The organism is Flavobacterium xizangense, assembly GCF_054075145.1.
The window spans coordinates 363,738-389,446 of sequence record NZ_JBSIPG010000001.1; the positions used below are offsets into that span (position 1 = coordinate 363,738).

The window sequence follows — 25,709 nt, forward strand, 5'->3', positions numbered from 1 at the left end:
TTTCCCGCAATGAGAAATGACCTTCTTTTTAGTTGAGAAATATTTAATCTATTTACTGAAAAATTAATTTTCTAGTTGTTTTATATCCGTTTTCTAATGTTATATCAATTAGTAAAAGCTGATTACTAGATTGTAAATTTGAGATAAGTAATTCATTCGAACCAACTTTCTTTTTATCATAAAGTAACTTACCAGCTACATCATAAATAGCAACATTTTGAATTGTTTCATTTGAAGACAATAGTTTAATTACTTTATCTTTTCCAGAAACCGTAATACCTTTTTCAATATTTTCGAAATCACCAGTTCCTAAAGATTTGTTAGTGTAACGAAGTACTAAACGATCAGCAAAAGTTCCAATTTCAGTAGTAAACGTATAATTGCTGGCTCTCAAATCATGAATTGTGCCTATCTTTTTATCTTCAATATAAATTGCCTGAGTTTTCATATTTCCGTCCACCCTATTTATAGCGATTGTAAAATCGCCGGCTACTGTGGTACGATAACCTAATGGCACTTGATCAACATCTGTAAATGGTAAACCACGGCCTTGAATAACTAATTTGTTGCCTTCGTTGATACTATAGAAATCAAGATATTTATTTCCATCAAACGTTTTCCCATCATAAAGTCTTTCATAATCATTAGTAGCTCCTTCAATATAGGCAACTAATAATTGTTTAAAAGCACCTCCTTCATTTGTCATATTTAACCAAACACGGTGTTTTTCAACTTCAGCAGTTTTTGCCGTTTTACCAGGCTTAAAGAATTGACCGTTTGAATTTCCACCAACTCTCATTGAATTTTTATAAGTCACATTACCTGACATCACAGTACCTGTAAAGAAAGCTTGTCCTGCACCAATTTGACCGCTTGGTGTATCTCCATTAGGATTATCACCACTAAGATCTGGATCAGATGCAGAAATGGCTGGACGTGTTCCTGTACCTCCACTCAAATTCCATGTTGCATAATCATCTGTCGCATATTGATATGCTCCACCTAAAACCACTGGAGTATTGTGTGTCCAGAAATAAAGTGTTCCACTTAATAAATCTCTATTATCAACATCAGTAATAAATGCAGTAGCATCTAATGCCGAAGGATATGGGTTTCCAAGTAAGTAATATTTTCCTCCAACCATTGCTTCGCCTGTAAAAGTCCCATTTTGAGGTGTTCCGAAAAAACTTGCTGGAAAATCTTGTTTAACGGTATTTGAATAGTTTTCTGGTCCGCGAACGATATATCCTTTACCTGCAGCCATTATAGTAGTTCTTGGTGTAAATACCCATTGGTTACCATCATATGCGTAAAGTTTAGAACTAGCAGTTAATGATGAAAGCGCTGCCAAAGTCTGGTTTTTAACCGGCGTTGACCAATAAACATAATCAGCCTGACGAATTTTTGGTGCTATACGATTATAAAAAATATTACCCGTATTTAAAGTATTACTTGTGCTTGTTTGTATTAAGTTTGAACTATTCTCAAAAGTTAAAGTACTTCCTGAAACAACATGTACTCCATTAGTAACGGTTAATGTTTTGCCTGGTGCGACTGTCACTGCTGCACCATTACTTACAGTAACAGAACAATAAGTTACATCTGCGCTGATGGTATAACCACTAGCGAAATTAATATAATCATCTGAATTAGGAGCGCCATAAGTCCATGAACTACCACCTGTAAAAGTATTAGCCATTACTACAACTGGTGCTGAGTATGTTACAGCACATCCATTATCAACCGCAAATCTATAAGTCCCGGGAACTAATCCTGTAATAGTATGTGTATTTGATAAAAAAGGAATTGTAATTATTGATGTTCCGTCATTTTGCAACAAATTCCCCGAAGCTGGCAAACCGCTTAATGTTACGCTTGCTCCTGCTGAACAAGTTGGTCGTGTTGGTGTTCCTGCAGTTGGTGCAGGATGATTTGGATCAATAATCAAACCAATTGTTGCAGTGTTTGAACAGCTATTGCCATTAGTAACTGTATATACAACGGTTACATTTCCTGCCGTAACTCCTGTAACAACTCCTGATGAGTTTACAGTTGCTGAACCAGTACCATTAATAATAGACCAAACACCTGATGGTGTTGTATTAGCAAAAGCTGGAGTTGATGAGCCCACACAAGTTGATGTTGCCCCACCTGTTATTGCGTTTACTGTTGGGATTGGGTTTACTGTAACTGTTTTAGTAACTGATAATATCCCACATGAACCACCTGTTGTTGTCAATGTTAATGTAATACTACCAGATTCTGTTAATCCAGCTGTATATGTTGCATTTGCAACATCATTTGGATTTGTCCATGATCCAGTTCCACCTGACCATGTTCCGCCAGTTGCTCCTCCGCCTACTGATCCGCCCATTGCTACTGATGTAGCACCTTGACAGATAGACGATAATGGTGTACCAGTGTTAGCTGTTGGAAGTGGGTTAACAACTACAGTGTAAATTGCTATAGCATTTGTACACGGACTGTTGGAGACAGTCATAGTTAAAGTAACCGTATTGCCCGCATCACCCAATGCAGGTGTATATGTTGGAGTCAGGGTTGTTGCATTCGTTAATGAACCTAATCCGTTATGGCTCCATAAGATTGTTCCATTTGAAGAACTCGCTCCGCTTACGGTAGCTGTACCATTTTGGCAGATACTCTGAGAGCCTCCCGCACTTGCTGTAGGAGTTGCCTTCACAACTACAGAATAAGTTGCAGTAGCATTTGTACAAGGACTGTTGGAGACAGTCATTGTTAAAGTAACCGTATTGCCCGCATCACCCGATGCAGGTGTATATGTTGGAGTCAGGGTTGCTGCATTCGTTAATGAACCTAATCCATTATGGCTCCATAAAATTGTTCCATTTGAAGAACTCGCTCCGCTTACTGTAGCTGTACCATTTTGGCAGATACTCTGAGAGCCTCCCGCACTTGCTGTAGGAGTTGCTTTCACAACTACAGAATAAGTTGCAGTAGCATTTGTACAAGGACTGTTGGAGACAGTCATAGTTAAAGTAACCGTATTGCCCGCATCACCCGATGCAGGTGTATATGTTGGAGTCAGGGTTGTTGCATTCGTTAATGAACCTAATCCGTTATGGCTCCATAAGATTGTTCCATTTGAAGAACTCGCTCCGCTTACGGTAGCTGTACCATTTTGGCAGATACTCTGAGAGCCTCCTGCACTTGCTGTAGGAGTTGCCTTCACAACTACAGAATAAGTTGCAGTAGCATTTGTACACGGACTGTTGGAGACAGTCATTGTTAAAGTAACCGTATTGCCCGCATCACCCGATGCAGGTGTATATGTTGGAGTCAGGGTTGCTGCATTCGTTAATGAACCTAATCCGTTATGGCTCCATAAAATTGTTCCATTTGAAGAACTCGCTCCGCTTACTGTAGCTGTACCATTTTGGCAGATACTCTGAGAGCCTCCTGCATTTGCTGTAGGAGTTGCTTTCACAACTACAGAATAAGTCGCAGTAGCATTTGTACACGGACTGTTGGAAACAGTCATTGTTAAAGTAACCGTATTGCCCGCATCACCCGATGCAGGTGTATATGTTGGAGTCAGGGTTGTTGCATTCGTTAATGAACCTAATCCGTTATGGCTCCATAAGATTGTTCCATTTGAAGAACTCGCTCCGCTTACTGTAGCTGTACCATTTTGGCAGATACTCTGAGAGCCTCCTGCACTTGCTGTAGGAGTTGCTTTCACAACTACAGAATAAGTCGCAGTAGCTGGTGTAACACAAGGACCATTTGAAACAGTCATCGTTAAGATCACCGTATTGCCAGCATCTCCAGCAGCAGCTGTATAAATCGGAGTCAATGTCGTTGCGTTGGTTAATGAACCAGAGCCATTATGTGTCCATAAGATTGTCCCATTTGTAAAGCTGGCACCGCTTACTGTGGCAGTACCGTTTTGACAGATAGTCTGGCTACTTCCCGCTGTGGCTGTTGGAGAGGGCACTGTAATAATTACTCTTCCATTTGCTCCCGATTTTGAAGAACTACTTCCTTCGCCTCTTCCACCACCACCACCACCAGGTAAAGCCCCAGCAACTGCATCTGGATTACCATCAGCAGCAGCTCCGCCTCCTCCATTACCAGTACCAGCACCTCCAGCTGTTATAGCAGTTGTAGAACTTCCTCCATTTGCACCATCTGTTCCTCCTGTTCCATTAATCATAGCAGATCCACCTCCGCCTCCTCCTGCTTCGTTATTTCCGCCTCCATTATTAGCTCTTGCATCTCCTCCTTTATAACCTGAATAAGAAACAGTTACACTTCCTGTAATAGCAGATACCACACCACCTGCTCCACCAGTTCTATTACTTCCCGAAGATCCGCCATTTGCAACAATTGTGTTTACGCTAGAACTACCGCCATTTGTTCCAATTGCACCACCAATACCAACTGTAATGGTTAAGTTTTGACCAGCTGTAAGCGATGTTAGTGTTCCTTTTGTATAAGCACCACCGCCACCGCCGCCAGAAGCATTTCCTCCACTAGCTCCACCACCTCCGGCTCCCCAACATTCAACTTGTAAAATGGTAACTCCACTTGGAACAGTAAACGTGCTTGATGTATCAAAAGTTGTAGCACCAGATGAAACTGCTATCGCCGCTGTAGTTGATGAACAATTGGTTGAAGTACTACTTGTGAATGTAAAAGTTGCACTTCCTGTTGCTACACCTGTTACAACTCCAGCATTCGTTACACTCGCAATCAGGCTATTACTACTAGTCCATGTACCTCCAGAAGTAGGAGATAAATTCGTTGTAGAACCTACACAAATATTATTACTACCTGTAATACTTACGGCTGGGGCTGTAGCTGCTGTAATTATTGCAGAACCATTCATAGTTAATGTACAGCCAGTCGTAGAATTTGTAGCCACAACTGTGTAAGTCCCTGCTGTTTTTGTGCCAAAAGTAATTGCTGAGCCGTTTCCAGCAACAGCTGTTCCTGAATTAACTCCACCTAATTTCAATTGATAACTAAATCCTGTGGTAGAACCATCTAAACCAACAGCAATACCTCCAGAACAGTAGGATCCACTTCCTGTCACGTTATAACTTGGATTAGGATTCACATAAACAAATGTTGTCGAACTCGCCGAACAGCCTCCTCCAGTTGCAGTAACTGTAACCTGTTGAATAGAAGGTGTGCTACTTGTAAATTTTACTGAAGGACTTTTAGCAGTAGTAGATGAAAAAACTGCTCCTGCTGATCCAGTCCAAGAATAGGTTATACCTGAAGCGGGGACATTTTCAACATCCAAATTAACATCTGTATTTGCGCAAACAGTTAAAGTTTTAAAATTCCCCTTAGGAACTGTTGTTGCGACTGGAGCCACTTGAGAAGTTGGTATTAAAACTATATTATCTATAATAGTACCCAAGGTTAGATTTGCATGTAAACTGTTATAAAATTCAAGTGCTATTGAATTACTTGGTGCTATAAAAGTAAAAGTTCCTACTTGCGGAGTTGAAGTTGTAGTAGTCAATCTTGGAAATGTCAGTATTGTTGCTCCACTTATCACTCTAAAATCAACAGCAACTGTTGCAGGAACTGAGGTATCTGGTCGTCTCGCATAAATGAAACTTACCGTATAAGAATTTCCCGAAACAACCGATACCGTTTGTCTAAGAGATGCATCTTTGTCTAATTCTGCTGTTGCATCACTGTTATTACTAGAAAAATAGGTGTTTTCCGGATTACTTTCGGCATAAATACCTTGAGCAGTAGCTGCTATCCAGCCTGCATTTCCTGGTGTACTACTAAAATCACCATTAGTGATTAAATTAGTACAAGTTTGCCCAGAAACAGAATTCGCAAAAACAAGAAGAGTCCCCAAACAAAGCATCCTTAAACTCGGTTTAAAAGATCTTTCTTTAGAAGAATTAGAAAAAATAAAAAATAAAGAACGAACAAACAAAAGTAGTTTTCGAAGCATAGGCGTGGTATTATATTTGTTTTTGGCGTTAAAAGAAAACTAAATGGTATAGCATTTTTTGGGGCAATACTTTAATTTTGGCTTTTAAAACTTTAATGTTAAATGTTAAAATCCTGTTTCTCAAGGAGTATACAACCTGTAAAATTATCGTACAAAAATATTATAATTCCGCACACACACAACATTTTAGATAATTTCTTTTTTAGAAATAATGTAAAAATCGGTTAAAATTTAACATCAAAATAACTATTTTTAGCAATTATAGTTAAAAAGCAAGAAAAAACTCATGAATCCAAGTTGCACTCCAAAAGAAGCTTTACAGAAATTAGAACACTTTTGCGCCTATCAGGAGCGTTGCCATGATGAGGTAATTGCGAAATTGCAAAGTTTAAAAATGACTTCTGATGAAATTGATTTTATAGTAGTAAAATTAATCGAAGATAACTTTCTCAATGAAACACGTTTTGCCTGTAGTTTTGCCCGAGGAAAACACAGAATTAAATATTGGGGAAAAATCAGAATTACAAACGAACTCAAAGCAAGGCATATTTCTTCGACAAATATCACTTTAGCACTTAAGGAAATTTCTGCCGAGGAATACGAAAACACTTTTAACGATCTTGCTGAAAGATGTTGGAATGGTATTCATGAAAATAATATTTTAAAGAAAAGAAAAAAGTTCTGCGACTATCTTCTTCGTCGTGGATATGAAAGCAATTTTGTTTATGAAAAAGTAAAATTGATGGAGCTAGAATAAGCTCCGTTTTTTTGAGAACTATAGACCTAAATCATTCTCAAAACACCTCTAAAACATCAGAAAATACTTTCCTATACAAATGTCGTTTTCTTGCGAATATATAGGCACAACTCGCGTTTTTATATCAAAAAATTTAAATAATTGTAAAATAGATATTCTATTTTGCGATTTTTCTTATATTTAAAAATCCGTATTTATAAGAATTTCCATAAAAACACAATTTTCTTCATGCATTTCAACGAGTAATTTTCACACTTCATCGATTATTCGGCCATTCTAAAACCATCCTTTTTCCTAACTCGTATATGTCTATATCTTTGTTGGGTTAAATCCTATGCCAGCATAACATCCTGATTGAAACCACTTAACATGACTACTTGGCTTCTTTTTGATGTTGCTTTTTTAAGTTATTGATGGCATTCGAACGTTAAACAAAACAAAATAAAAAAACAGTTTTTAAAAATTAAATGCCACGATTTAATTATGATTAGAAAATTACTTTTAAGTTTTTTATTTTTCCTGTTGTCACTTTTTACTTTTGGAAAAAATACATCAACACTCAACATCACCTCTCTTAGAGCCAATTACTTTTCCAACAAAATTTCCATTGTCGCAGGCACAATAACTTCTACAAGTACAGGAGGAAATTGGAGCGATACTAGTTCATGGGTTGGTGGTGTAGTTCCCTCTGCAACTGATGATGTTGTAATAGCTACTGGCGCAACAATAACCGGTGCCGGAACCATTAACGCTAAGACACTGACAATCAACGGAAATCTTATAGTATCTAATACTGTGACACTTAACTCAGTAACTCAAGTAACAATTAACGGTTTACTTAGTTTTGCAGACAACAACAGTAACATACACTTGCCATCTGGCACGGCCGTAAAAATTAATTCTCCAGGAAAAGTTGATAAAAGTAAATGTTCAAACCAAGTCGCTATTTATATCGGAAGTACCAAAATTGCTGCTTGTGCAGGAAATGGTGGCGGTGCAGTATATGATTTTGATGCTTTTAATAGTGGTGGTGGAACAATTAATGCAATTGCAAATTCAAATTCTCCAGTTTGTCAAAATGGTACGATTAATCTAGTCGGTTCTTACTCAGGCTCTGCAGGAACGACAACTTCAGGAGGTTCAACAACAGGCGTAAATTACTCTTGGAGCATGAAAGCGCCCAATGGAACTACAACTACAAGTAATACACAAAATTATAATTTGACCGCAAGTCAGACAGGTAACTATACGGCCATCTTAACTTGCACAACATACTATGGAGGCGATTTATATACGAGTACAAGTACAATTACTGTAGCAGTAAGTCAAGCTTTTAGCCTTACTTCAATAACCGCTGTAAAATGTACTTCTTCAACGACTCCCGTTGTTACCTTAAATTCAACCGCATCTGGTTTACCGATTGGAACTTACACTGTAACCTATAACACAACTAATCCGCCTACAACAGCTAAAACAGCAACAATGACTGTTAGTACAGCTGGAGGTGGAACTTTTACAACTACAGATTTAACCACAGCTGGCTCTAGCACTATAACAATCACAAATTTGGCAAGTGGCTCAAGTGGTAACTCATGTAGTAATACAATTTCAAGTGGTAATACAGCCACGTTACAAACACCTCCTTCACCACAATCTGGATATTTAGCTTATGTTGCTCCAGCTTGCTTTAATTCTCCAATTACAATCAACTTAACAGGAACTATTGTGGGAGCAGTTGTTAGGTGGGAAAAAAGATTAAATCCATCCACTACATGGACAACTATTGCTAACACAACCAATTCATACACAGAAACCCCTGCAACTGCAGGAACTTGGGAATATAGAGTAATGGTTGGAGATGTAAACTGCGGGACAGTTTATACAGGCGTTCTACAAGTCGAAATACGACCAGAATTAACTGTAACACTTAATTCGACCAACTCTCCAGTTTGTAAAAATGGCGTAAGTAGTACTTTAACTTATAGCGCCACAACCGGCTCTCCAAATGGATATGCATTAGTTTTTGACAGTGCAGCTAAGTCGGCTGGCTTTGGAGATCAGGGAGGTTCCTTTACCGCTGGTGCAGGCACAATTGCCATAAATGTACCTTATGGCGTAGCTGTCGGTACCTATAATGCAACTGTTAGAGTATTTATTTATTCTACATCTTGTACGAGCGTAACCTATCCTGTAACTGTCACTGTATCTGCTCAAATATCATCTGTATCAATAGCCCCAACAACAACTCAAAATTTTTGTACAACAGGTAACCTTTTAACTGTTACTGAATCAGGAGGCACTATAACCTCAAGACAATGGGGAAAAAGATCGGTTTCAGGAGGAACTATAACTACGATTTCGGGAGCAAATTCTACAACATACACACCAACAACCGCTTCACTAGGAGCCGGAACTTGGTATGTAATCTGCACATCAACAAATGGTGGCTGTACTGTAACTTCTAACGAAGTAATAGTCAATGCTGGCAACATAGTTAGTGCAGCTTCTTCAACCCCAACAACATGTATTGGAGTTAATATGACATCTATTACTCACACAACAATAAATGCGAGCGGAATAAACAACAGCGGTATTACTGGCTTACCTGCCGGAGTTACTGCAAGTTGGAATAATAATACGATAACAATTAGTGGAACACCTACTGCAACTGGAACTTTCTCATATAGCATTCCATTAACTGGTTGTTCAAATGCAGTAAATGCAACAGGAACAATCACAGTAAACCCAACCAATACTATAACTCTAACTTCTGCCACAGGAACTGACGCTCAGAACATTTGTAAAGGTAGCGCTATAACAACCATAAGATATGCTACCACAGGAGCAACTGGAGCAAACGTTACAGGATTACCAGCAGGAGTTACAGGAACTTGGGCTTCTAATGTTTTAAATATAACAGGAACTCCAACAACTACTACGGGAGGTATATTTAATTATACCGTAACATTATTAAACGGATGTGGAAACGTAACAGCAACAGGAACAATTACTGTAGCAGTTCCTAACAGAGGACAAGTACATGGTGGAAAACACATTTGCCTTGGAGATGACAGTCCACAATTATACATGAGCACTTTTAGCGGTACTATTGTTAAATGGCAATATAGTGATGATCCGGCGGAATCTAGTGGAAGCTGGATTGACATCCCAAATACAGCAAATTTAACTACCTATCAACCTGCAAAATTAACAGCGCTAAGAACCTTCAGAACGGTTGTACAAAACGGAGCATGTCCTGCAGAAACAGCAATTCAAACAAGAATTGATGTCGACACAAGACCAACATTTACAGTATCACCTTCAGCAACAAGTTGTCCAAATACGGATGTAACCTATACTACACAATCTGGCCAAGGTAATTATATATGGGCTGTTCCTGGTACTTTAGGAACTGACTATAGCATAACTTCAGGAGGAATTGGAACGTCTAATAGTACTGTTACTTTAAAATGGCTAACAGCTGGTTCAAAAACGGTAACTGTAACTTATTCGAATGCTTGTTCTAATAATCCAGCAGCTAGTTCTACCACTACAATAAACGAATTTAGTGTTTCTGGCCCTCAAAGTTCGTCGGTTTGCATTAACAACCAAATGAATTCGATTACACATACTATAAAAGGGTTTAATGGCATAGGCACGGGTTCTTATAATCTTCCTTCAGGTTTGACGGTAAGTTATGACAGTACTTCTAAATTATTAACTATAAGTGGAACACCTACTAGCCAAGGAACTTTCAATTATACAATTCCTTTAACTGCTAGTGGATGCACTATCTCTGGTGAAGCAAAAGGAACAATTACTGTAAATGGACTTCCTGCAGCTCCATCAGCAAGTGTAACTATTCAACCTACTTGTTCAGGAACAAAAGGAACTATAACAATTACAGCAACCGCTGGATATACTTATAGCATCAACGGAACTGATTATTACAATCAATCTGTTTTCAGTTCTCTTGACCCGGCATCCTATACGGTAACGGCAAAAAACGCTTCTGGATGCATCTCAAATGGAACACTTCTACAAGTAAATACTCCTGCGTCGAAAACATGGACTGGAGCAACTAGCACAGATTGGAACATAGCCACCAACTGGAGTCCTTCTGGAGTTCCAACTTCATCTGACTGTGTAATTATACCTGCTGGAGTAACAAAAAGCCCCGTTATATCTGATACTAGTATAGATTCGAACGCTTACACTCTAACCGTAGACGACAAAGCTTCTTTAACTGTTGAATCTGCAACTACTTTAAGGGTATATGGCGCTGTAAAAGTTCTTTCATCTGCTACAACATCTGGGTCACTATTATTTAAAAACAGTTCAAGTTTAATTCAAACCGATACTGATCCTACTATTAATAGTGGTAATATTACTTATGAAAGAACAAGTCTTCCTATTCGTCAAGCTGATTATGTATATTGGTCAACACCAGTAAAAGGCCAAACTCTTGCTAAGGTTTCATCAGCGACTGCAAGTGACAAATATTTAGCCTACAATGGTTCACAATGGGTAGCAGTACCAAAAACAACTGTAATGACTGTTGGTAAAGGTTATATTATTCGTGGACCAGAAAATTACTCAAATACGACACGACAGCCGTTTTCTGCAACATTTACCGGAACACCAAATAACGGAACATTATCGGGCGAAACAGTAGCGACTGGGAAATTTTATTTAGTTGGAAATCCATATCCATCAGCTTTGGATGCTAATAAGTTCATACTTGATGCCAATAATAAAAACATTTTAGAAGGAACCTTATATTTTTGGACGCATAATACTCCAGTAGTTTTGGGTGGTGCATACCAATATAATGCAGATGACTATGCCAGCTATAATGTTAGTGGAGGTGTGAGAACAGCCGCAAAAAGCGGAACCGTTTCAGGGAATAATAACGATGCACCTAAGGGGCAAATTGCAGCGGGACAATCATTTTTTGTTAGTACAAAAGCTGCAGGCACCATTACTTTCAATAATACGATGCGATCAGGAGCAGACAATAATGGTCAATTTTTTAAAACTGCTAAATCAGATAATTTTGAAAGACATAGAGTATGGCTGAATATGACCAATGACGGTGGAGCTTTCAAACAATTATTAGTAGGATATATCGACGGTGCAACTAACGATGTAGAATCTGCTTTTGATGGTGCGACTTTTGATGGAAATAAATATCTTGACTTTTACAGTATTAGTCAAAATAGTAAACTGGTAATTCAGGGAAGAGCTTTACCTTTTTCAGACACAGATACAGTTCCTCTAGGTTACAGAACGACAATTGCAGGAGATTTCACAATTGCTATTGATGAAGCCGATGGAGCATTAGCGACTCAAAAAATCTATTTAGAAGACAAAACAACAAATACAATTCATGATTTAACGCAAAGTAACTATACATTTAAGACAGCTGTAGGAACTTTTGCAGATCGTTTTGTGCTGCGCTACACGAATAAATCTTTAGGAACTGGAGACTTCGAAAATATTGAAAACGGCGTTTTAGTTTCGATTAAAGATAAAACTATAAAAGTGTTATCCTCTAAAGAAAACCTAAAAGAAATTTCTGTTTATGACATTTCTGGCAGAATACTTTACAATAAAACAAAAGTAAACGATACTGAATTACAGATTCCAAACCTACAATCAAGTAATCAGCTTTTAATTGTAAAAGTAACTTTAGATAATAATTTTACTATTTCTAAAAAGGTTATTTTCAATTAATTTCCAAAAAAGCCTAAGTAAAAATCCGACAGCAAAAGCTGCCGGATTTTTCTATATAACAACAAAACACACAAATATTCGGAAGATTAAAACCTACTAAATCTTCAGTTTTATTTTAATTCCCAAATCAAAACCTCCCCCAAATCCTATGCGCCAAAAAATGCTTTTACCCTCTCGTTTTCTATTTTCAAAAAAGATAGTATTCTTTTTTCTTTTCGCTACATTTCAAATGAATGCCCAAAGCGACATCACCAGAATCTACACCGATTGGAAAGGTTACTGGACCTCCAACAAAGCAACTCTTGAAGGAAATCGCCCAGATGATGCTAACAACTTATTAGCTTTTACTTGGAAAAATAAAACCTACTCTACTGGTGTCAACAATACAATACTTGATACTAAAGGTGTATCTTATATTCCTCAAAAATTTAGGGCTTTAAAAATTCAAAGTTTAGGATCAAGTACTCAGACCTACTTTTTGCAGGGGTCTATGATAGATGGATCATTAACAACTACAAAACTTGACCCTCCAATAGCAGGATCAACTGCAACAGGCGCTGAACTTGCCTCACGACTTACCGATGGAAGTTTCGGATTATCACTTGGAACTGGTATTGCAAATATTCCAGTTGGTAAAGCCGAATTTAAAATTGGAACAAACAATTTAAATCTAACTGGACTTGACGATGGTACTCCTGACTTAATTGTGACTCAAGTCGCAGATACTGGAGGAACTGCCGATATCTTTAAATTTGTAGATGCCGCAGGAAACACAGTTGGAACAGAAATATCATTTCTGTTTGGACCAGTTCAGGTTGTCGGCACCTATAGCCTTGACCTTTTTAAAGTTGACGGGACTGTTAGCAATTTTGCTCCCGCTTCAACGCGAGATATCAGAATTTTAGGAATAGAAACAAGTTCATTTGGAATAACCGCAGCCAATGCCGCTCAGGTAGATCGATTTGTTGTTACTTTCTCTGGCAGTTCTGATTGTGCATTTATTGCTTTCAACAGAAATTCATTAAAAATAGCGGAATTAACCCTAACAAAAAAAGCTACACTTTCTAACTGTGGCAAACTCGGAGATAAAATAAACTACGAATTTGAAGTCACCAATACTGGAGAGGTGACAATCACAGATATACATGTTACAGATCCGGACTCAGGAACAGTGATTACAGGAAACCCAATTGCTTCAATAGCACCTGGAGCAAAAGTAACTTTAACCGGAGTACATACAATTACTGCTACGGATGTAAATCTTGGAAAGGTCATTAACAATGTGAAAGTTACAGGAACCGATCCTTCCTTGAATACAGTTGAAGATTTATCCATACCTCTGACAACTATTTTATTGACACCACCAACCGTTGGAACAATCACCAATATCACCTGTACCGCTTCAGGTACAGTAGTTTTAAATGATTTACCTAATACAGGAACGTGGACATTGGAAAGAAGTCCATCTGGCTCTCCAATATACGGTACTGGTTCTACAACAACAATTTCGAATTTATCTGCTGGAACCTATACTTTCAAAGTCACAAACAGCACTGGATGCAAATCACCAGCAAGTGCAGAAGTTAAAATTACAAATCAGTCTTCAACGACTTGGAATGGCTCAACCTGGTCAAACGGAAATCCGGATATAACAAAGAATGTCGTTTTTTCAGGAGCTTACAACATCACAACCGATTTAGAGGCCTGTTCTTGCACCATCAATTCAGGAGTTAATCTAACGGTTCCATCAGGAAAGACTTTAACTCTTGCCAATGCACTTACAGTAGCAACAGGTGCGTCTTTAAAATTTGAAAATAGTGCGAGTTTATTGCAAACAAATACAGACACCAATATAAACAACGGTTCTATTTCTTATATCCGAAATAGTCTTCCTATACGTCAAGCCGATTATGTATATTGGTCAACACCAGTAAAAGGACAAACTCTTGCTGCTGTTTCATCTGCAACTGCTAGTGATAAATATTTAAGCTACAATGGCTCACAATGGGTAGCAGTACCAAAAACAACGGTAATGACTGTTGGTAAAGGTTATATTATTCGCGGTCCTGAAAACTTCTCTAATACAACTAGACAAGCTTTTTCCGCAACATTTACCGGAACACCAAATAACGGAACACTATCTGGCGAAACAGTAGCGGCTAGTAAATATTATTTAGTTGGAAATCCATATCCATCAGCTTTAGATGGTAATAAATTTATCCTCGATGTGAATAATAGAGATATATTAAAAGGAACCTTATATTTTTGGACGCATAATACTCCAGTAGTTTTAGGCGGTGCATACCAATATAACACGGATGATTATGCCAGCTACAATGTTAGTGGAGGTGTGAGAACAGCTGCGTTAAGCGGAAATGCTTCAAATAATAATGAAAAACCTAGCGGTCAAATTGCAGCAGGTCAATCCTTTTTTGTTGAAACAAAAGCTGCGGGAACAATTACATTTAACAATACAATGCGATCAGGAGGAAGCAACAATAGTCAATTCTTCAAACCGAGAACTTCTAAATCGGCTGTAATAGACAGACATCGTTTATGGTTAAATATGACAAATGCGGGAGGTGCTTTTAAGCAATTACTTGTAGGATATATCGAAGGCGCGACCAACGATGTTGATTTTGGTTATGATGGTGCAACTTTTGATGGAAATAAATATCTTGACTTTTACAGTATTACTCAAAATAGTAAACTGGTAATTCAGGGAAGAGCTTTACCTTTTTCAGAAACAGATACAGTCCCTCTAGGTTACAGAACAACAATTGCAGGAGATTTCACAATTGCTATTGATGAAGCCGATGGAGCATTAGCGACTCAGAAAATCTATTTAGAAGACAAAACAACAAATACAATTCATGATTTAACGCAGAGTAACTATACATTTAAGACAGCTGTAGGAACTTTTGCAGATCGTTTTGTGCTGCGCTACACGAATAAATCTTTAGGAACTGGAGACTTCGAAAATATTGAAAACGGCGTTTTAGTTTCGATTAAAGATAAAACTATAAAAGTGCTATCATCTAAAGAAAACCTAAAAGAAATTTCTGTTTATGACATTTCTGGCAGAATACTTTATAACAAAACAAAAGTAAATTCTACCGATTTACAGATTCCAAACCTACAGTCAGGTAATCAGGTTTTAATTGTAAAAGTAACTTTAGATAATGATTTTACTATTTCTAAAAAGGTTATTTTTCAATAGCTAAATAATAAGTTTCAAAAAAAATCCAATCTAAAAAAGACTGGATTTTTTTTTTGAAGTATATTTTAATTATCGTTTTTCAATCAAAACACTGACAGCATTTCCGCCAAACCCTACAGCGTTGATTAAAACCTTTTTAATTGGTTTATTTTGTTTTTGTTTTTCTCCAAATGGAACTCCAATAAAAGTATCACGTTGCATCATCAACAGCGCCAATTCTAAGCTCAAAATCCCTGAAGCTCCAAACGTATGTCCTATTTTCCATTTATTCGTTGTTAGTAACGGTAAATTGTTTCCAAAAACTTTTTCGATTGCACGCAACTCTGTCAAATCTCCTTTTATCGTTCCCGGCGCATGCATTACGATTGCGTCAACACTTTCTAAATCTTCATTTTGTAAAGCCATTTTCATGGATTTCTGAAAACAGGTTGCTTCCGCAGAAATTGAAATGTTATGTTCCAAAACTTCAGTTGCATAACCAACACCTGTTACAAACGCAATTGCATTATCTTTTTCTCCGGCCTCTAAACAACAAACTGCCGCGCCTTCGCCCAAAATCATTGTGTTTTGTGTTTTTTTTAAATCAAAAGCCAGATTTGGCCAGGCTTCAAGATCCTGATCAATACGCGAATAAATTTTCAAAGCTCTCATTTGAGCAATGGTAAAGTCCGTTAAAGGCGCTTCACTTCCGCCCACTAAAAACTTATCTGACATTCCTGATTTTAGCCAGGCAACTCCATTTAATAAAGCATGAAGTGCCGTCGAACAAGTTATAGAATGTGAAATCTCGGGACCAGAGCTTTGCAGATCATGAGCAATCCAAGAAGAAATATTCCCTAAAGTTGTAGTTGGAGATGCTAAAGTCTGTGCTTTTCCAGTGTCGATATATTCTTTGTAATGCTTTTCGAATAAATCTGTTGCTCCTCTTGAAGAACCAATATTAATTCCGAAAATATCTTCTGAACTCCAATTTGCTTGTTTCACAGCTTGTCGAGAAGCCACTAAAGCGAATAAAACAGAGTCATCCAAAAACTTATATTTAGGATCAGATTCTCTGATTTCTGCAATAATTTGTTTTGATTCTTCACCAAGTGTTGCCGTTGAAGTTTCTTGCTGATCCAAAAACTGTTTTGAAAAGCAATGTTGGTTATTTAGATAATTTGACCAAACTTCTTCAGCATTATTTCCTAATGGCGAAATTGATGAAAAAGCGGTTATGGAGATTTTTTTATTCAATGTAAATTATTTAACCGCAAAGTTCGCAAAAGTTTACGCAAAGTTCGCCATATTTAAATGCAAAATTCAACCATATAAGTGATATAAGTATTTTTAAGCAGGTTTTGTTAAATGAACTTATATCACTTATATGTTAAAAGTTAAACCATTTCAATTGCTTCTTCGATTGTTGTATAAACTTTCTGAAGCTGTTCGGCTGTCATTATGTATGGCGGTAATATGTAAACAATATTTCCAACCGGCCTTAAAACAACACCATTTTCAATAAAGAAATTATACAATTTGGTGCGCATTGAACCATAATAACTTTCTTCAGAATCTGATTTTATCTCGACCGCAAAAATAACTCCGAGTGTTCTCGCGGTAATTACTTTTGGATGATTTTCAATTTTCTTCTGAAACGCTAAATGGCTTTTATTTATTCGAATGATATTATCCTGCATTTCTTCTGTCTGCAATAAATCAATACTTGCTAAAGCCGCCGCACAACCCGTTGGATTTGCAGTAAAAGTATGTCCGTGAAACAAAGCCTTATTAATATCGTCATCATAAAAAGCGTCAAAAACTTCCTGAGTAAAAGTGGTAATTGCCATCGGGATTGTCCCTCCCGTCAAAGCTTTCGACAAACAAATCATATCGGGATCAGCATTTACATAATCCATTGCAAAGGTCTTTCCTGTTTTACCAAATCCTGTCATTACTTCATCTGCAATTGTTAGAACATTATTCTCTTTACAAATTTTAATCAGCTTTTCCAATGCTTCTGGCTCGTACATAACCATTCCGGCCGCACCTTGTACCAAAGGCTCAAAAATAAATCCGGCGCAATTATGCTTTTCGATTACATTTTTTAAAGCACTAAAACTTACTTCCTCCTGTCCTTTTAACGGAACCGGAATTCGGACAACATCAATAAACATTCCCTGAAAAGCTTGTGTATAAAATGAAATTCCGCTTGCCGCCATTGCCGCAAAAGTATCTCCGTGAAAAGCATTTTCAAAAGCAATTATTGTAGTGCGTTTTTCATTTTTATTGAAAAAATACTGCAACGCAACTTTAATCGCCACTTCAACTGCGGTTGAACCGTTATCTGAAAAAAAGATTTTCTGCTGATTTTTAGGCAAAATTTCCATCAATTTCTCCGCTACTTTTATCGCAGGTTCATGAGTAAAACCTCCAAATAAAACATGTTCCAAAGTGGTTAGCTGTTTGTAAATGGCGTCGGCAATAAATTTATTACTATGCCCAAATGGATTTACCCACCAAGATGCAATCGCGTCTATATATTCTTTATTATTTTCGTCCCAAAGCAACGTGCCTTCTCCTCTTGAAATTGCAATTGGCGTTTGTGAAGTTTTGTGCTGTGTATATGGATGCCAAAGATATTGACTGTCTTTTTCTGTTAAAGTCATGTGATATAATATTGTAGATTTCTGATTTTAGATTTTAGATTTCTCTAAACCCAACAAATTATCTCGAAATAAATCGGCGTACTCTTTAATTACATTTTGATCGAAATACGGTTCTTCATCAATTCTTCCAATGCAGTCAATTCCGGTTTTATTCAGAATCAGACTTTCAGTCGATTTGTTTTCGCTTCCGCTGAATATAATTCCGTCAACTTTAAAACCTCGATTCTGAATTGCTTCAATAGTTAAAAGTGTATGATTGATGCTTCCAAGATAATGTCTTGAAACTACAATTATCTTATAATCTTCCTGAATCAAATCGGCAATGGTATCTTTTTCGTTTAACGGAACAAAAATCCCTCCCGCTCCTTCAATCACCAAATGATTTTCAGTTTTTGGCTCCTGAATATTCTTCAGGTCAATTTCAATTCCGTCAATTTCAGCTGCTAAATGAGGACTTGCTGGTGTATTTAATTCGTAAGCATTCGGAAAAAATTGAGATTTTGAATTGGAAATTTTAGATTTTACTTTGTGTGTGTCACTTAAATCTAAATCTCCGGCTTGTATTGGTTTCCAATAATCAGCTTCTAAAGCTTCCACTACAATTGTCGAAGCCACTGTTTTACCAACATCAGTAGAAATTCCTGTAATAAATATTTTCATAAATTGTTGTTTCGCAGAGATTCGCCAAGAAACCACAAAGCGACATAAAGAATAAATAATTTTGTGAATCTCTTTATTTTCTCTGTGAATCTCTGTGTAATATTTCTATGCAAAAATACCAATAAAAACAACAAACCCATCAATTACGATGGGTTCTGTTTTATTCTTCTTTTAATTGATCAATTACATTTTTAATTTCTTTGGCATGTTTTCCGTAAAATTTATGAACCCACCATTCGAGCGAAATCCCCATAAATAAAATACAGAATACAACAACAGCAAAAACACTTATCAATTGTGTGTTAGTAAAATTAGTCAGCTCGAAACCTGGTTTTTTTGAAAATTCATTATACAAAAACCCAATTAAAAACAATACCATAAATGGCGTTAAAGCAAATCCAAAGGTTTTATATAATTCCATATTAAGCCTTACGTCAAAATAAGTTTCATAAAGGCTGTCTTTTGTTTTTAAAGTTATCTTATTTAATCTTTTATAAAAAATGTAAAGCTTAACCAAGTAATACACACACACCGCAAGGAATATGCTGAACAATAAGAAAAATGGTACTATCCACTTTGCTGGAAAAGCAAATAAGTAAGGCGTTAGACCAATTAACACTACACTCACCGACTGCATAATAAGTTCATTTTTCAGATTTTTTCTGATGATATCCAAAGGCGTATTGGCCGAGTTTATCTTTTCTAAATTATCTGGAACAACAACATTTTCTGTCTTTTCGCTGTTCCATGCGTTTTGTATATCGTTAAAATCCATATCCTTGATTTTTAATTATTTCTTTTAGTTTTTCTTTTGCTCTGTTTAATTTTACTCTAGCATTTCCTTCAGAAATCCCGAGATTTTCACCAATTTCCTTGTGAGAAAAACCCTCAAGTTGGTAGAAAATAATGGCTTTGTCAATTTTTTCGAGTTTTTGAACCGCTTTATAAAAATGATCCAGCTGGCTTTCTTTTATATGCGAATCACCTTCATCATCTTTTATGTTTTCTGAAGCAATTTCATATTTATCAACCTTTCGTTTTTCTTTTCTAAGGAAAACAATTGCCGTATTTACCGCCACCCGATACATCCAGGTCGAAAATTGGCTTTCATTTCGGAACGTATCATACGATTTCCAAAGCTGGCAGACAATTTCCTGAAATAAATCCTGCTGATCGTCGTAATTGTCCATGTACATTTTTGAAACTTTGTACAGAATCCCTTTGTGACTTTCTATCCGATTTAAAAACTCTTGTTCTTTCTCTTTCAAAATAGTTTTAATTCATTACTGGTTTTACACTATATCCTGCTTTTCTTAATAAATTAATCACTCCAAATTCACCTCCCAAATGTGCCGAACCAACTGCAAAGAATACACTTTCCTTTTTCATCAATTGTGGCATTTCTTTTACCCAGTTCAAATTTCTCTGATCCAGAATTATTCCTCTTGTTTTCTCGCTTGTAATTTTCTTGTCTGTTACGATATCAAACAAATTTTCAACATTTTCACTTTTATATGCAGCTACTAATTTAGCAGTTTCTTCCTGATTGGTCTCTCCTAACATATCAATCATTTCATCATTTGAGTATGCGTTTTCAAACATTTCAAATTGAGATTTTACCGTTTCCAAACCGCCAACCTGAATATTTCTTTTTTTAGCCATCTCTATAAATTCCATTTCATAAAGCTTCATATCGGTACAGCCGAAACTTTTCATCGAAATTAAACTCATTACTGTCATCAAACTAAAATTATCTACTTGTAAGGTTGTTAATCCGGCTGTCTTTTTTAAGATTTCATCTAATTTTGCTAATTGCTCCGGACTTAAAAGTTTACTCAAAGGTTCTTTTCCCATTGCCATTTTTTGCATCGCTGTCATTTCAGCCGAATCTGCAAAATTGATTTCTAAAACTAATTTATTTGCTGTGCTGAATGCTTTTTTTGTTTTTTCAGAAAGAAAATAGTCTGGCGTACAAATCATATGAACCGTTCCGTATAAATAAGAAGGTTTTTCTAATCCATTCCCTGAAACTTCCCACAAAAGAGAATTCTCTAGTTTTGGTGATTTTGTTTGTGCTTGCGCAAATGAACTAAAAACAAGAACGATTACTATTACTACAGATTTGATTAAATTTTTCATGATTTTGATTGATTTAAGTTGATAATTGATTGATGATAATTTTATTGATTGATGATTGAAACCCAACTATTACTTGATGTATTTTTTTCGTTGCCAAGAAGCTACTGAAGCCAGAAACAATAATCCCGTAATAAGCAATAATTTATAATTCAGGTGATGTAATAAAAATTGATTTGTTAAAGCATACCCAAATGCTCCTGAAGTAAAAAAGATGAAAATATAATTGACGATATTTTCTTTTAATAAAACTGTACTTGTTTTCATAATTATTTTGGTTTATTTGATTACGGCTCGTAAGTAATCGAATAATCAAAACGTTACAAAAAAAATTCAAACTTTTTTCAAAAAGTGAGGAAATACAAGAGTTCACAAAGACTATTTTTTTATTTCGCAAAGATTCACAAAGAAAAACTCACAAAGATTCGCAAAAGTTTCTTTGTGTAGCTCTGAGCAATTTTGTATGTCTCTGTGAAACAACTTAAAAAATAAAATCTCTTAACAACTCTAAAATCTGACTGATTTCTTCTTGGGAATTATAACTGTGAATACAAAAACGGAGACGTTCCTGACCTTCAGGAACAGTTGGAGACAAAATTGGTTTTACATCAAAACCTTTATCCTGTAATTGCTGAGCAATTCGTTTAACGTTTTCATTGCCCGGAACAATTGCCGATTGAATTGCCGATTTGCTTCTGACAAACATTGGTTTTAAACCCAATAAATTTTTCTGTTGATTAAAGAAAACTATATTTTGGCGAAGTTCATTAATTGTTTCTTTTTCAATTTCCAAATGTTGATAAGCAACCAAAATTGTAGCCACGGAATGTGGAGACAATCCCGTCGTGTAAATAAAACTTCGGGCAAAGTTTACTAAATATTCGGTCAATTCAGGACTTCCTAAAACGACTGCTCCGTGACAGCCAAGACCTTTTCCGAAAGTCATAATCCGGGCAAAAATTCTATTATGCAATTGAAGATGCTGCGTGAGTCCTTCACCTTTATCTCCAAAAACACCCAAAGTATGCGCTTCATCAACAACTAAATAACAATTGTATTTTTCCGACAACTGTACTAACTCTTCCAAATTGGGGCTATCGCCATCCATTGAAAAAACAGTTTCAGTTACTATGTAAATATTGGTATCAGGAAACTTTAAAATTAAGCGCTCTAAATCCTCAAAATCATTATGATTGAATTTATAAGATTTTGCATTTGACATTACAATTCCATCGCGAATAGAAGCATGACTTAATTCATCATACAAAATAACATCATTTCGTTGCGGTAGAGCGCTAAAAAAGCCCGCATTGGCATCATAGCCCGAATTAAAAATTAAAGCGGACTCAGCCTCATGAAATTCCGTTACAAAAGATTCTGCAATTTGATATAAAGAATGATTGCCTGAAAGTAAGCGGGAACCAGTTGCTCCATTCTGAAAAATTTCATTTTCAATTAAATAATGATGCGACTGCTTAAAAATAGATTCTGATTTTGAAAATCCAATATAGTCGTTCGAAGAAAAATCGACAAGATTATTAAAACTTGGCAATTTTCTTAACGAATTATTTTGCTTCCTATTTTCAAGCTTTTGAATAAGATTTTCAGGTAATTTCATGAAAGCAAAGTTATGAAATTGAAATTTGATATAAACAAACAGCGGGATTTGATGTTCCCGCTGTTTTCTACTTTACTCTAAATTACGCTTATAAAAGGCGACTTGCAGCTATAATTTGATTCGGTCATTTCTTTAACCATAAATCGAGCAATATCAAATGCGCTGATTTTATCACCCAGACAATCTTCAAGATTTACTGCAATCTCAGAACTATTATCATTAAATTCAATAAACGGAACCCGAACTTGCGTCCAATTAACATCACTTTGAACTAAAAGTTCATAAGCCTTTTGACGATCTTCCTGAATTATTGGAAAATTAGTTTTCATCCAGTCAGTAGCCATGATCGTTTTTGGGCTTTTTTTGTCGAATGGAGTATCGATGTTAAGACCCGCAAGAAGAACATAACGATCGATTCCATGTTCTTTCATGGCTTTCAAAACATTTTTTGTTACTGCGCTTGCAACAAGAGGCTCGTCTTTTCTTTGACCAATTGTACTTACAACAACCTGACAGTCTTTTAGCAATAATTTTATGGTTTCAAAATCGAGCGCATCTCCTTGAATGACTTCAATTTTAGAATTTTGAATTTCGAAATTCTGAGGATTTCTTAGTAAAAGTTTTAAACTAAATCCTTCATTTAATAACTGGTCTACAAGAAATTTTCCAGTTCTACCGCCACCGCCAAGAACGGCAACTTTTGATATATTTTTCATCTCTGCTATTTATAAAATTTGACATAAAGATTTGTGTCTTATCTAGCTGATAAAACGAAACTGCAAAAGCTTACTGCGCTTTTACATCCTAATCAATATTTTATAAAGAGATTTTAATACTTCAAAAGTAAAAAATATTTTTCAAAAAGCTTTAAAATAAAAAAGCCAAACAAAACTGTTTGGCTTTTAAACTTATCTTGAAATTGTTATTAGTCAACTAAAACAATTACTTTATTATCTTTCATTTCGATTGTACCTGACGTAATCTCTAATGTATAGGTTTGGTCATTAACTCTCACAAATTTACTTGCTACCTCTTTAGAAAAATTAAAGCTTGATGCTGCAATTTTTATAGTTCCTTTCTCAAGAATAGAAACAATAGGAGCGTGATTATTTAAAATCTGAAAGCTTCCATCAACTCCAGGAACCGTAACTGAAGTTACTTCTCCCGAAAATAATTTTGCCTCTGGTGATACTATATCTAAAATCATCTTTTTTTAGTTGAGATATAAGTTATGAGTTATAAGGAGTGAGATAATACTCATAATTTATAACTCATAATTCATAATTAATATTAAGCTTCAGCTAACATTTTTTCTCCAGCTTCGATTGCATCTTGAATAGAACCTTTCAAGTTGAAAGCAGCTTCTGGAAGGTGATCTAACTCACCATCAATAATCATGTTAAAACCTTTGATAGTATCTTTAATATCAACTAATACACCTGGAATACCTGTAAATTGCTCTGCTACGTGGAATGGCTGAGACAAGAAACGTTGTACACGACGAGCTCTTGATACAGAAAGTTTATCTTCTTCAGATAACTCTTCCATACCTAAGATCGCGATGATATCTTGTAATTGTTTGTATTTTTGAAGAATCTCTTTTACTCTTTGTGCACAGTTGTAGTGCTCATCTCCTAAAATATGTGGAGTCAAAATTCTTGAAGTAGAATCTAACGGGTCAACCGCTGGATAGATACCTAGCTCAGCAATTTTACGAGACAATACTGTTGTTGCATCTAAGTGGGCGAAAGTTGTAGCCGGCGCCGGGTCAGTTAAGTCATCCGCAGGAACGTAAACCGCTTGTACAGATGTAATAGATCCTTTGTTTGTAGATGTAATACGCTCTTGCATAGCACCCATCTCTGTCGCTAAAGTTGGTTGGTAACCTACTGCAGAAGGCATACGACCTAAAAGTGCCGATACCTCAGAACCTGCTTGAGTAAAACGGAAGATATTGTCAACGAAGAATAATACATCTTTACCTTGGTCAGATCCAGCTCCATCACGGAAATACTCAGCGATAGATAATCCTGAAAGTGCCACACGTGCACGAGCTCCAGGTGGCTCATTCATTTGTCCGAAAACGAAAGTAGCTTTAGACTCTCTCATTCCTGGCATATCTACTTTAGACAAATCCCATCCTCCATTTTCCATAGAGTGCATGAAGTCATCACCATATTTAATAATTCCTGACTCTAACATCTCACGAAGCAAGTCATTTCCTTCACGTGTTCTTTCACCTACTCCTGCGAATACCGAAAGTCCACCGTGACCTTTTGCGATATTGTTGATCAACTCCTGAATCAATACTGTTTTACCAACACCAGCACCACCAAACAATCCAATTTTACCTCCTTTTGCATAAGGCTCGATCAAATCGATTACTTTAATACCTGTGAATAAAACTTCAGATGAAGTTGATAAATCTTCGAATTTTGGAGCTTGTCTGTGAATTGGCAAACCATTTTCTCCAGTTTTTGGCAATTCGCCTAAACCATCAATTGCATCTCCAACAACATTAAATAAACGTCCATATACATCTGGACCGATTGGCATTTGGATTGGATTACCAGTTCCAACTACTTCATATCCTCTTGACAAACCGTCTGTAGAGTCCATAGAGATTGTACGAACAGTGTTTTCTCCAATGTGAGATTGTACTTCAAGAACTAATAATGTTCCATCTTTTTTTGTGATTTCTAATGAATCATAAATTTTTGGAAGTTCAACATCTTTACCGTTGAAAACTACGTCAACTACTGGTCCAATGATTTGAGCAACTTTTCCTATTACTTTTGACATTACTTATGTATTTATTAAATAGCTATTTAGGTTTATCGAAAATACCTCTTTTTTCAGAGCGCAAAGATAATTTTTTAAAATATAAAATCAATTTTTTTTTCATAAAAAATACCATGATTTTGTTTGATTCCTAAAACTAAGGCCTCAAATAACTAAAATTGTATTTT

15 protein-coding genes are annotated in these 25,709 nt (G+C 36.3%); 3 read left to right on the plus strand and 12 right to left on the minus strand.

The features are described from left to right. Window positions 1-52 precede the first annotated feature (52 nt). Window positions 53-5,866: a T9SS sorting signal type C domain-containing protein gene (locus ACWA1B_RS01505; RefSeq protein ID WP_456904098.1), complete on the minus strand. Its 5,814-nt coding sequence runs from the start codon at window positions 5,864-5,866 to the stop codon at window positions 53-55. Between the two features lie 385 nt (window positions 5,867-6,251). Here ACWA1B_RS01505 and ACWA1B_RS01510 point away from each other — a divergent pair, with 385 nt between their 5' ends. The 3 genes from ACWA1B_RS01510 (at window position 6,252) to ACWA1B_RS01520 (ending at window position 15,678) form a co-directional block, all read left to right on the plus strand. Beyond that, window positions 6,252-6,722: a regulatory protein RecX gene (locus ACWA1B_RS01510; protein WP_456904099.1), complete on the plus strand. Its 471-nt coding sequence runs from the start codon at window positions 6,252-6,254 to the stop codon at window positions 6,720-6,722. 483 nt (window positions 6,723-7,205) lie between these two features. Continuing rightward, window positions 7,206-12,458: a T9SS sorting signal type C domain-containing protein gene (locus ACWA1B_RS01515; RefSeq protein ID WP_456904101.1), complete on the plus strand. Its 5,253-nt coding sequence runs from the start codon at window positions 7,206-7,208 to the stop codon at window positions 12,456-12,458. A gap of 229 nt (window positions 12,459-12,687) precedes the next feature. Then, the gene (locus tag ACWA1B_RS01520; RefSeq protein WP_456904103.1) at window positions 12,688-15,678 is read left to right on the plus strand and encodes a DUF7507 domain-containing protein; all 2,991 of its coding nucleotides are present in this window, start codon (window positions 12,688-12,690) and stop codon (window positions 15,676-15,678) included. Window positions 15,679-15,747: 69 nt separating this feature from the next. Here ACWA1B_RS01520 and ACWA1B_RS01525 read toward each other — a convergent pair whose 3' ends face one another. The 11 genes from ACWA1B_RS01525 to atpD all read right to left on the minus strand — a co-directional run bounded on the left by ACWA1B_RS01525 (window position 15,748) and on the right by atpD (window position 25,542). Beyond that, the gene (locus tag ACWA1B_RS01525; protein ID WP_456904104.1) at window positions 15,748-16,914 is read right to left on the minus strand and encodes a beta-ketoacyl synthase N-terminal-like domain-containing protein; all 1,167 of its coding nucleotides are present in this window, start codon (window positions 16,912-16,914) and stop codon (window positions 15,748-15,750) included. A 140-nt stretch (window positions 16,915-17,054) separates the two neighbouring features. After that, the gene (bioA, locus tag ACWA1B_RS01530; protein WP_456904106.1) at window positions 17,055-18,326 is read right to left on the minus strand and encodes an adenosylmethionine--8-amino-7-oxononanoate transaminase; all 1,272 of its coding nucleotides are present in this window, start codon (window positions 18,324-18,326) and stop codon (window positions 17,055-17,057) included. 27 nt (window positions 18,327-18,353) lie between these two features. Then, window positions 18,354-18,986: a dethiobiotin synthase gene (bioD, locus tag ACWA1B_RS01535; protein ID WP_456904108.1), complete on the minus strand. Its 633-nt coding sequence runs from the start codon at window positions 18,984-18,986 to the stop codon at window positions 18,354-18,356. A 160-nt stretch (window positions 18,987-19,146) separates the two neighbouring features. Further along, window positions 19,147-19,761, minus strand: coding sequence for a hypothetical protein (locus tag ACWA1B_RS01540; protein WP_456904109.1), 615 nt, complete (start codon window positions 19,759-19,761; stop codon window positions 19,147-19,149). Further along, window positions 19,751-20,254 (minus strand): RNA polymerase sigma factor, encoded by a 504-nt coding sequence (locus ACWA1B_RS01545; RefSeq protein WP_035652894.1) that lies wholly within the window; start codon window positions 20,252-20,254, stop codon window positions 19,751-19,753. The genes ACWA1B_RS01540 and ACWA1B_RS01545 overlap by 11 nt, the downstream gene beginning before the upstream one ends. Before the next feature lie 7 nt (window positions 20,255-20,261). After that, on the minus strand, window positions 20,262-21,125 hold the full coding sequence (locus ACWA1B_RS01550) for a TraB/GumN family protein (RefSeq protein ID WP_456904112.1): 864 nt from the start codon (window positions 21,123-21,125) through the stop codon (window positions 20,262-20,264). 69 nt (window positions 21,126-21,194) lie between these two features. Continuing rightward, complete coding sequence (locus ACWA1B_RS01555; protein ID WP_456904113.1) at window positions 21,195-21,389, minus strand: hypothetical protein; 195 nt, start codon at window positions 21,387-21,389, stop codon at window positions 21,195-21,197. 214 nt (window positions 21,390-21,603) lie between these two features. Then, a complete protein-coding gene (locus tag ACWA1B_RS01560; protein ID WP_456904114.1) occupies window positions 21,604-22,740 on the minus strand; it encodes an aminotransferase class I/II-fold pyridoxal phosphate-dependent enzyme in 1,137 nt (378 codons plus the stop codon). Window positions 22,741-22,817: 77 nt separating this feature from the next. Further along, entirely contained in the window at window positions 22,818-23,456 is a 639-nt protein-coding gene (locus tag ACWA1B_RS01565) for an NAD(P)-dependent oxidoreductase (RefSeq protein WP_456904116.1), read from the minus strand. Between the two features lie 209 nt (window positions 23,457-23,665). Beyond that, window positions 23,666-23,947 (minus strand): F0F1 ATP synthase subunit epsilon, encoded by a 282-nt coding sequence (locus ACWA1B_RS01570; protein WP_035652883.1) that lies wholly within the window; start codon window positions 23,945-23,947, stop codon window positions 23,666-23,668. Window positions 23,948-24,030: 83 nt separating this feature from the next. Further along, a complete protein-coding gene (atpD, locus tag ACWA1B_RS01575; protein ID WP_456904117.1) occupies window positions 24,031-25,542 on the minus strand; it encodes a F0F1 ATP synthase subunit beta in 1,512 nt (503 codons plus the stop codon). Window positions 25,543-25,709 lie beyond the last annotated feature (167 nt).

Excerpts from the sequence above, each read along its gene's own strand:
- ACWA1B_RS01510 (WP_456904099.1), top strand. The coding sequence starts at position 6,252 with ATGAATCCAAGTTGCACTCCAAAAGAAGCTTTACAGAAATTAGAACAC.
- ACWA1B_RS01515 (WP_456904101.1), top strand. The coding sequence starts at position 7,206 with ATGATTAGAAAATTACTTTTAAGTTTTTTATTTTTCCTGTTGTCACTT.
- ACWA1B_RS01520 (WP_456904103.1), top strand. The coding sequence starts at position 12,688 with ATGAATGCCCAAAGCGACATCACCAGAATCTACACCGATTGGAAAGGT.
- bioA (WP_456904106.1), bottom strand. The coding sequence starts at position 18,326 with ATGACTTTAACAGAAAAAGACAGTCAATATCTTTGGCATCCATATACA.
- bioD (WP_456904108.1), bottom strand. The coding sequence starts at position 18,986 with ATGAAAATATTTATTACAGGAATTTCTACTGATGTTGGTAAAACAGTG.
- ACWA1B_RS01540 (WP_456904109.1), bottom strand. The coding sequence starts at position 19,761 with ATGGATTTTAACGATATACAAAACGCATGGAACAGCGAAAAGACAGAA.
- ACWA1B_RS01550 (WP_456904112.1), bottom strand. The coding sequence starts at position 21,125 with ATGAAAAATTTAATCAAATCTGTAGTAATAGTAATCGTTCTTGTTTTT.
- ACWA1B_RS01555 (WP_456904113.1), bottom strand. The coding sequence starts at position 21,389 with ATGAAAACAAGTACAGTTTTATTAAAAGAAAATATCGTCAATTATATT.
- ACWA1B_RS01560 (WP_456904114.1), bottom strand. The coding sequence starts at position 22,740 with ATGAAATTACCTGAAAATCTTATTCAAAAGCTTGAAAATAGGAAGCAA.
- ACWA1B_RS01565 (WP_456904116.1), bottom strand. The coding sequence starts at position 23,456 with ATGAAAAATATATCAAAAGTTGCCGTTCTTGGCGGTGGCGGTAGAACT.
- ACWA1B_RS01570 (WP_035652883.1), bottom strand. The coding sequence starts at position 23,947 with ATGATTTTAGATATAGTATCACCAGAGGCAAAATTATTTTCGGGAGAA.
- atpD (WP_456904117.1), bottom strand. The coding sequence starts at position 25,542 with ATGTCAAAAGTAATAGGAAAAGTTGCTCAAATCATTGGACCAGTAGTT.